6 protein-coding genes and 1 pseudogene are annotated in these 7,905 nt (G+C 60.2%); 4 read left to right on the plus strand and 3 right to left on the minus strand.

Annotation, left to right across the window (positions count from 1 at the left end):
- Nucleotides 1-99: 99 nt before the first annotated feature.
- The 4 genes and pseudogenes from BLR85_RS27040 to cysE all read left to right on the plus strand — a co-directional run.
- Nucleotides 100-708, plus strand: a pseudogene (locus BLR85_RS27040) (baseplate megatron protein TIM-barrel domain-containing protein); the annotation flags it as partial.
- Entirely contained in the window at nucleotides 677-2,077 is a 1,401-nt protein-coding gene (locus BLR85_RS27045; RefSeq protein ID WP_093164712.1) for a phage tail protein, read from the plus strand. The pseudogene BLR85_RS27040 and the gene BLR85_RS27045, both read left to right, overlap by 32 nt.
- A complete protein-coding gene (locus BLR85_RS27050) occupies nucleotides 2,070-2,879 on the plus strand; it encodes a DUF2793 domain-containing protein (RefSeq protein WP_093164715.1) in 810 nt (269 codons plus the stop codon). Before BLR85_RS27045 ends, BLR85_RS27050 begins: the two co-directional genes overlap by 8 nt.
- 93 nt (nucleotides 2,880-2,972) lie before the next feature.
- Nucleotides 2,973-3,779: a serine O-acetyltransferase gene (gene cysE, locus BLR85_RS27055; RefSeq protein WP_093164717.1), complete on the plus strand. Its 807-nt coding sequence runs from the start codon at nucleotides 2,973-2,975 to the stop codon at nucleotides 3,777-3,779.
- Nucleotides 3,780-3,853: 74 nt separating this feature from the next.
- On the opposite strand, the gene BLR85_RS27060 is transcribed toward cysE, so the two are convergent.
- From BLR85_RS27060 to pdhA, 3 genes are read right to left on the minus strand one after another with little or no spacing between them, the layout of a single operon-like run.
- The gene (locus tag BLR85_RS27060) at nucleotides 3,854-5,167 is read right to left on the minus strand and encodes a pyruvate dehydrogenase complex dihydrolipoamide acetyltransferase (protein WP_093164719.1); all 1,314 of its coding nucleotides are present in this window, start codon (nucleotides 5,165-5,167) and stop codon (nucleotides 3,854-3,856) included.
- Nucleotides 5,168-5,177: 10 nt separating this feature from the next.
- Nucleotides 5,178-6,551 (minus strand): pyruvate dehydrogenase complex E1 component subunit beta, encoded by a 1,374-nt coding sequence (locus tag BLR85_RS27065; protein ID WP_093164722.1) that lies wholly within the window; start codon nucleotides 6,549-6,551, stop codon nucleotides 5,178-5,180.
- Between the two features lie 27 nt (nucleotides 6,552-6,578).
- Nucleotides 6,579-7,574: a pyruvate dehydrogenase (acetyl-transferring) E1 component subunit alpha gene (gene pdhA / locus BLR85_RS27070; RefSeq protein WP_093164724.1), complete on the minus strand. Its 996-nt coding sequence runs from the start codon at nucleotides 7,572-7,574 to the stop codon at nucleotides 6,579-6,581.
- Between the last annotated feature and the right edge of the window lie 331 nt (nucleotides 7,575-7,905).

Here is a 7,905-nt window from a genome sequence, read left to right on the forward strand (position 1 = left end):
CATATCTCAACCTGCCCCGGCCAATCCCGGTCGCGGCATAACTGAGCGGAACATACACTTAGAAAACGGCTCCAAACTGTTCAGACAAACCGAGCCACCTCTTTCTGTATTAGGAGCGAGATGCGCGGATTAACGCAGGTCCGGAGCGATGGGAATGCGTTTCCGGCTGTCGAGGAGCTTGTAAAACTTGCACAAGACGTGCGCGCGATCTTGGGGACGGACACTAAGATTGGCTATGCCGCTGATTGGAGAGAGTATTTTGGCTATCACCCGCAAGACGGCTCGGGCGATGTTCTGTTCCACCTGGATCCGCTATGGGCCAGCGACGAGATAGATTTCGTCGGCATCGATAATTATATGCCGCTTTCCGATTGGCGCGATAGCCATGATCATGCCGATGCCTCGTGGAAATCGATATATAATCTCGAGTATCTGAAGACGAACATCGAAGGCGGGGAAGGCTTCGAGTGGTACTATGCGGATGAGGATGGGCGCGTTCTACAACAGCGTTTGTTGATCGAGGATGGTGCCTATGGAGAGCCGTGGGTCTTCCGCTACAAGGACATTCGGACTTGGTGGAGCCAGGAGCACCACGACAGAATAGCTGGGGTTCGCCAAGCGGCTCCGACGGCTTGGCTTCCGGAAAGCAAACCGATCTGGTTTACCGAGATCGGCTGTGCAGCAGTGGACAAGGGTACGAACGGTCCTGAGCCTTCAACGTGGGGCCTCGGCTGATGCGGTTAGAACGATCCGCCTGAACTACGTCCAGGCCGACGGTTCCTTCGAGACCCGGACGACGGAGGCCAGCATCCCTGGGGAGGAGGATGCGACGGCATCATCTTCTGATCTAGCGATGTGCCTGACGGGTACCGAAGGGTTGAGAATTGCCGAGCGATGGCTTGCGGAAGCCAGGATCGCCATGGACAGTGTGAGTTTCACTTTGCCGCCATCTGCCGCAAGTGTGAATGTCGGGGATGTCGTCGAATTGACCTATGGCGAATGCCGGGCGAACTTTCGGATCGACCGGGTGGAGATCGGCGAAGCGCGAAGGGTCGAAGCGGTGAGGGTCGAGCCAGACCTATTCCGGCCGCCAAAAGATCTGGAAGACGTTGTCTCGCTTCCCAAACCTGCTGTGGCTATGCCTGTCTTCTCGCGGTTGCTCGATCTGCCGTTAATCACAGGCGAAGAAGACCCCGTCGCTCCCTACCTCGCTGTTTCGGCACAGCCTTGGCCGGGTTCTGTGGCCGTATATTCTTCCGCAGAAGACGATGGATACTCGTTGAACACAGTTGTTCAGGACCGTTCGGTCTTTGGCATGACGCAAACACCTCTTTTGGCCGCATCCTGCGGGCTTCTCGATCGGGGCGCTCAGCTTCGGGTGAAAGTCCAAAACGGTGTTCTGGCATCGGCAACCCGAACAGCCCTTTTAAACGGGGCGAACTCGCTTGCCATCGGGAATGGGGCGAACAGTGATTGGGAAATTCTTCAATTCCAAGAAGCTGAACTTGTTGCCGTGGACACCTACGTTTTGAGCGGACTTCTGCGGGGACAACTCGGCACCGATGCCGTGATGCCGTCCGTATGGCCTGAAGGATCGCTGGTTGTACTGCTTGACGGTGCCCCTGCTCAGATAGAGCTTGCCTCGTCAATACGCGGATTGGAGCGGCACTACCGTGTCGGACCGGCGGATCGTGGCTATTCGGATCCGTCCTTCCAACACTTTATCCACACGGCCAACGGTACCGGGCTGAGGCCCTATCTCCCGGTTCACCTGAAAGCGGTTCTGGATACGGCGGGTAACACCCTGATTAGCTGGATCCGTCGGAGCCGGATCGATGGGGATAGCTGGGAGGGGCTTGATATCCCACTCGGTGAGGAAAGCGAACGGTATCTCGTTCAAGTGCTTGAGGCGGATGGGGCTGTCATTCGTGAAGAGGAAACAAACCAACCCAGTTGGTTCTATTCGGCCGAGTTGAAATCGGCCGACGCCGCTTTCGAAATTGCCGCGGTTCAAGTGGCCCAAATGTCCGAACGCTATGGCGTCGGGCCGTTCCAAAGGATTGAAATTCATGAGTGAAACACCAAACCTGTCGCTGTCGCTGTCGCTGTCGCTGTCGCTGTCGCTGTCGCTGTCGCTGTCGCTGTCGCTGCCGCTGCCGCTGCCGCTGCCGCTGCCGCTGCCGCTGCCGCTGCCGCTGCTGCTGCTGCTGCCAAGCCAGGCGCAAAAACATGTGACGGTCAATGAAGCTCTGGTGACGCTGGATGCGATCGCTCAGATTTCCCTAAGGTCAAGAAGTCTTGCCAATCCTCCGTCGGAATTCGACGACGGCGATTGCTATGCGGTTCCAGCGGGCGCGGAGGGAAACTGGAGTGGCGCGGACGGTATGCTTGCAATTGCCAGCAATGGCGGTTGGATCTTCATGACGCCGCATGACGGCTGGATAGCCTGGATTGCCGACGAGTTGCAGAGCGCAACCCGTGTCGCGGGGCAATGGATTTTGGGTATGCTTGCCGGAGCACAGAATGGAGCAGCCGCGCATTTCATGATTGGCGAGACCGAATATGACATCGTTGCCGGGGACTCCCAGACTGTCGGGCTGGAAATCCCAGCAGACTCGGTAGTCTTTGCCTGTTCTGCGCGGGTTGTCGAAGAGGTCACGGGGACAATGAGTAGCTGGTCGCTCGACGTGGAAGATGGTTCCATCACTTTTGGAAGCGGTATGGGCGTGCAGGAACAGTCGTACTGCACTGGAATTCTTTCACAACCAACGGCCGTCTATACCAACAAATCGGTCCGTGTTTCCCCGATGGATGGCAGTTTCACGGGCGGCAAATTGCGGCTTGAGGCGCATTTTTATCGCATCTCCTTGCCAGTTTGAGGCTGCGGTATACAAGGTTTGACGGAGTTGTGCCTTTTCGTTTCCCCGCGCGGGCCCTAAATTGGGGCGAGCACAGGAACAGGAAACGAGCCAATGCTTGAGCCGCGTGATCACTTGACGACAGTAGATCCGGTTTGGAACCGGATCCGAAAGGAAGCCAACGAAGCTGTTGCGGACGAGCCCCTACTTGGTGGGCTCGTGCACTCCAGTTTGCTTCACCACCGGTCATTAGAGCGTGCTCTATCCTACCGGATTTCGCTCAAACTCGCTTCAGGGGAAATGTCGGAGCAAATTCTTCGGGAGATCGCCGACGAAGCCTATTCGGTCGATCCCGGCTTGGGGGCGGCCGCACGGGCAGATCTGGTTGCAACTTTGGAACGCGATCCGGCATGCCACCGGCTTTTGCAACCGATCCTGTTTTTCAAGGGCTTTCAGGCCATGCAATCCTACAGGGTGGGTCATTGGCTTTGGAACGAGGGCCGGCACGACATGGCCTATTTCCTGCAAATGCGGGTCTCAGAGGAGTTCGGTATCGACATTCACCCGGCCGCAAAGATCGGACGCGGGATCATGATTGACCACGCGCACTCGATCGTGATCGGTGAAACGGCTGTTGTCGGGGACAATGTCTCCATGCTGCATTCGGTCACCCTTGGCGGGACCGGCAAGGAGGATGGCGATCGGCACCCCAAGATTGGTGACTGTGTGTTGATTGGTGCCGGCGCCAAAATCCTGGGCAATATCACGGTCGGCGAATGCAGCCGGATTGCCGCGGGATCGGTGGTTTTGGAGGATGTGCCGGCACATGTGACTGCGGCTGGTGTTCCCGCGCGCATTGTTGGCGAGGCGGGTTGCTCGCAGCCCGCGGTCTCGATGGATCAGATGTTTGGCGAACGTTGAGTCCAAAGAACTGACCTGTAGAAATTAAAGAGGCCTGCCCCGAGGGGCAGGCCTCTTTTCGTTTGAGGGTGGAATCAGGCGAGCATGCCAAGCGGGTTTTCCAGGTTCTCGACGATAGCTTGAAGAATCTGCGCGCCAAGAGCACCGTCGATGACACGGTGATCCACCGAAAGTGTGACCGACATGACCGTTGCGACGGTAAGTTCGCCGTCGTCCCCGACCACGGGCTTTTTCGACCCGGCACCAACGGCGAGGATCGCGCCGTGCGGGGGATTGATGACGGCGTCGAAATTGTCGATGCCGAACATACCGAGGTTCGAGATGGCGAAGGTGCCGCCGACATATTCATGCGGGGCGAGCTTCTTGTCGCGGGCGCGTGTAGCAAGATCCTTCATCTCGGTGGAAAGGGCCGAGAGAGATTTCATCTCGGCGTCCTTCAGGACCGGGGTGAATAGACCGCCATCTACCGCGACGGCCACGGCAACATCGGAGGCCTTGAGTTGCAGCATACGGTCACCGGCCCAGACACGGTTGGCTTCTGGGACTGTCTGCAGCGCAAGGGCGCAGGCCTTGATGATGAAGTCGTTGACCGAGAGTTTAACGCCCCTGGCTTCGAGTTGCTTGTTCAGCGTCGAGCGGAACTTGAGCAGGGCGTCGAGCTTGATATTGCGGCGCAGGTAGAAGTGCGGGATCGTCTGCTTGGCCTCGGTGAGGCGGGCGGCGACGGTCTTGCGCATTCCGTCGAGCGAGATCTCCTCGAAATCGCGGTCGGCATAAGTCTTGAGCACAGCGCTGGTCGACGGGCCGGTTGGAGCCGCAGCAGGGGCGGCAGCTTTCGGTGCCTGGGCAGTTGGTGCCGGGGCAGGGGCCGCGGTTGCGTTGATCACGTCAGCCTTGACGATGCGGCCACGCGGACCGGAGCCATTGATCTGGCTCAGGTCCAGACCCTTGTCGGCGGCAATGCGGCGAGCCAGGGGGCTTGCGAAGATGCGCGCTCCGTCGGACGCCGCAGGAGTTGCCGGTGCGGCGGTGGCGGGCGCCACGGAGGCCGCCGGGGCGGCCGCCTCAGTCCCCGCGTCGGCTGCCGGAGTAGCCTCCGGCGCGGCAGCGGAGGTGGGCGCGCGACCGATATCGTTCGCGCTTTCGCCTTCGGCGAGCAGGATCGCGATGGGCGAGTTGACGGCGACGCCCTCGGTGCCCTCAGCCACGAGGATCTTGCCGATCACGCCTTCGTCCACGGCTTCGAACTCCATCGTCGCCTTGTCGGTCTCTATCTCTGCCAGCAGGTCGCCGGACGAGACCTCGTCCCCTTCCTTCACCAGCCATTTCGCCAGCGTTCCTTCCTCCATGGTCGGAGAAAGCGCGGGCATCAGGATTTCAGTCGGCATATCTCGTTCCTCAGCGGTAGGTGACTTGCTTAACGGCCGCGATCACCTCATCGGTGGTCACGAGCGCGTGCTTTTCGAGATTGGCGGCATAGGGCATGGGAACATCCTTGCCGGCGCAGTTCACGACCGGCGCGTCGAGATAGTCGAACGCGTTCTCCATGATATAGGCCGAAAGGTGGTTGCCGATCGAGCCCACCGGGAAGCCCTCTTCGACGGTCACGCAGCGATTGGTCTTCATGACCGAGGCAATAAGCGTGTCATAGTCGATTGGACGCAAGGTACGCAGGTCGATCACCTCGGCCTCGATCCCGTCCCCGGCCAGCTTCTCGGCAGCTTCCAGCGCGTATTGCATGCCGATGCCGAAGCTGACGATGGTGACATCCGTACCCTCGCGCCAGATACGGGCCTTGCCGAAGGGAACGGTGTAATCCTCGATATCCGGCACTTCGAAGCTGCGGCCGTAGAGGATTTCGTTTTCCAGGAAGATCACAGGATTCGGGTCGCGAATGGCGCTCTTGAGCAGGCCCTTGGCATCGGAGGCGCAGTAGGGCTGCACCACTTTCAGGCCGGGGATCTGCGCATACCATGCGCCGTAATCCTGGCTGTGCTGGGCGCCGACGCGAGCGGCGGCACCGTTCGGGCCACGGAAGACGATGGGGCAGCCCATCTGGCCGCCGGACATGTAGAGCGTCTTGGCGGCCGAGTTGATGATGTGGTCGATCGCCTGCATGGCGAAGTTGAAGGTCATGAACTCGACGATCGGGCGCAGACCGGCCATGGCGGAACCAACGGCGATGCCGGCAAAGCCATGCTCGGTGATCGGCGTGTCGATCACGCGCTTGGCGCCGAACTGGTCGAGAAGCCCCTGGGACACCTTGTAGGCGCCCTGGTACTCGGCCACTTCCTCACCCATCAGGTAGACGCTTCCGTCGCGGGTCATCTCTTCGGCCATTGCGTCGCGCAGCGCTTCACGGACCGTCTGCTGCTTCATCGCGGTGCCTTCGGGGTAGTCCGGCTCGCGCATGGCGCTCGGCACGGGCGCTGCCGGGGCAGTGGCAGCCGCGGGGGCTGCGGCGGGCGCCTCGGCGGCGGGTGCTGGCGCGGTAGCGGGAGTTGCGTTCAGCGCGGCCTCCACGTCTTCGCCTTCCTCGACCAGGATCGCGATGGGCGAGTTCACGGCCACGCCTTCGGTTCCCTCGGCCACGAGGATCTTGCCGACGATCCCTTCATCGACCGCTTCGAACTCCATCGTCGCCTTGTCGGTCTCGATCTCGGCCAGGATGTCACCGGCAGACACGCTATCGCCTTCCTTGACCAGCCAGCGCGCCAGGGTGCCTTCCTCCATGGTCGGCGACAGCGCGGGCATCAGAATTTCGGTTGCCATTCGTCTTTTCTCCGTACTGTCAGCTGCTTACGCTTCGGCGTAGATGTCGGTCCAGAGCTCTTCGAGCGCGGGCTCGGGGCTCTGCTTGGAGAATTCCGCGGACTCGTTGACGATATCCTTGATCTCCTTGTCGACGGCCTTCAGCTCTTCCTCGGTGGCATGCTTGCCCGTCAGCAGAAGCTGGCGCACACCCTCGATCGGGTCACGCTCGTCGCGCATTTTCTGCACCTCTTCGCGGGTGCGGTACTTGGCCGGGTCCGACATGGAGTGGCCGCGATAGCGGTAGGTCTTCACTTCGAGGATGTAGGGACCCTTGCCCGAGCGGCAATGGGCGACGGCCTTTTCGGATGCGGCCTTCACCGCCAGAACGTCCATGCCGTCAACGGCCTCGCCCGGAATGCCGAACGCCTCGCCACGCTTGTAGATCTCCTGGCTGGAGGTGGAGCGCTGCTGGGAGGTGCCCATGGCGTACTGGTTGTTCTCGATGACGAAGATCACCGGAAGCTGCCAGAGCGCGGCCATGTTGAAGGTCTCGTAGACCTGGCCCTGGTTGGCGGCGCCGTCCCCAAAATAGGTGAAGGTCACGCGGCCGTTCTCGTTATACTTGTCGGCGAAGGCGAGGCCGGCGCCGAGCGGCACCTGAGCGCCGACGATGCCGTGGCCACCATAGAAATGCTTCTCCTTGGAGAACATGTGCATGGAGCCGCCCTTGCCCTTGGAGTAGCCGCCCTCGCGGCCGGTGAGCTCGGCCATGACGCCCTTGGGGTCCATGCCGCAGGCGAGCATATGCCCGTGGTCACGATAGGAAGTAATGCGCTTGTCGCCTTCCTCGGTCGCGGCTTCCAGCCCGACGACCACGGCCTCCTGGCCGATATAGAGGTGGCAGAAGCCGCCAATGAGCCCCATGCCGTAAAGCTGGCCGGCTTTCTCTTCGAAACGCCGGATCAGAAGCATGTCCTTGTAATAGCCGAGCAGCTCCTCCTTGGAGACATTCGGTTTCTTGGTGGTCCGTCGCGCTGCCATCCGCAGGGCCTCCCTCGCCAAAGAATAGTTTAACGTTGAATTATCCTGTAGCAGAGGCAGTCGGAGAACGCACAGGAAAAACTGTCCAACCGGGCGGAAATTGGGCTTGCAAAGCTGAAAACCCGCCATGCATCAGGCGGGATGCTTACCGCGCTGAACACATAGCTCGTCTTCAAGAAAAGACGGCGGGTTCGTCTCCGTCGGCGAAAACTCTGTCCTGATGCGGCTTCGCGGCCCCTAAAGCGTACCGCCAAAAACCTGAATCGTTGGGATTCCGTTGAAGCCTGATCTGTGATTCATCCTGTTTGGGAGGATGGATCATGTCAGCACC

The organism is Aliiruegeria lutimaris, from assembly GCF_900099935.1.
Classification (GTDB): domain Bacteria; phylum Pseudomonadota; class Alphaproteobacteria; order Rhodobacterales; family Rhodobacteraceae; genus Tropicimonas; species Tropicimonas lutimaris.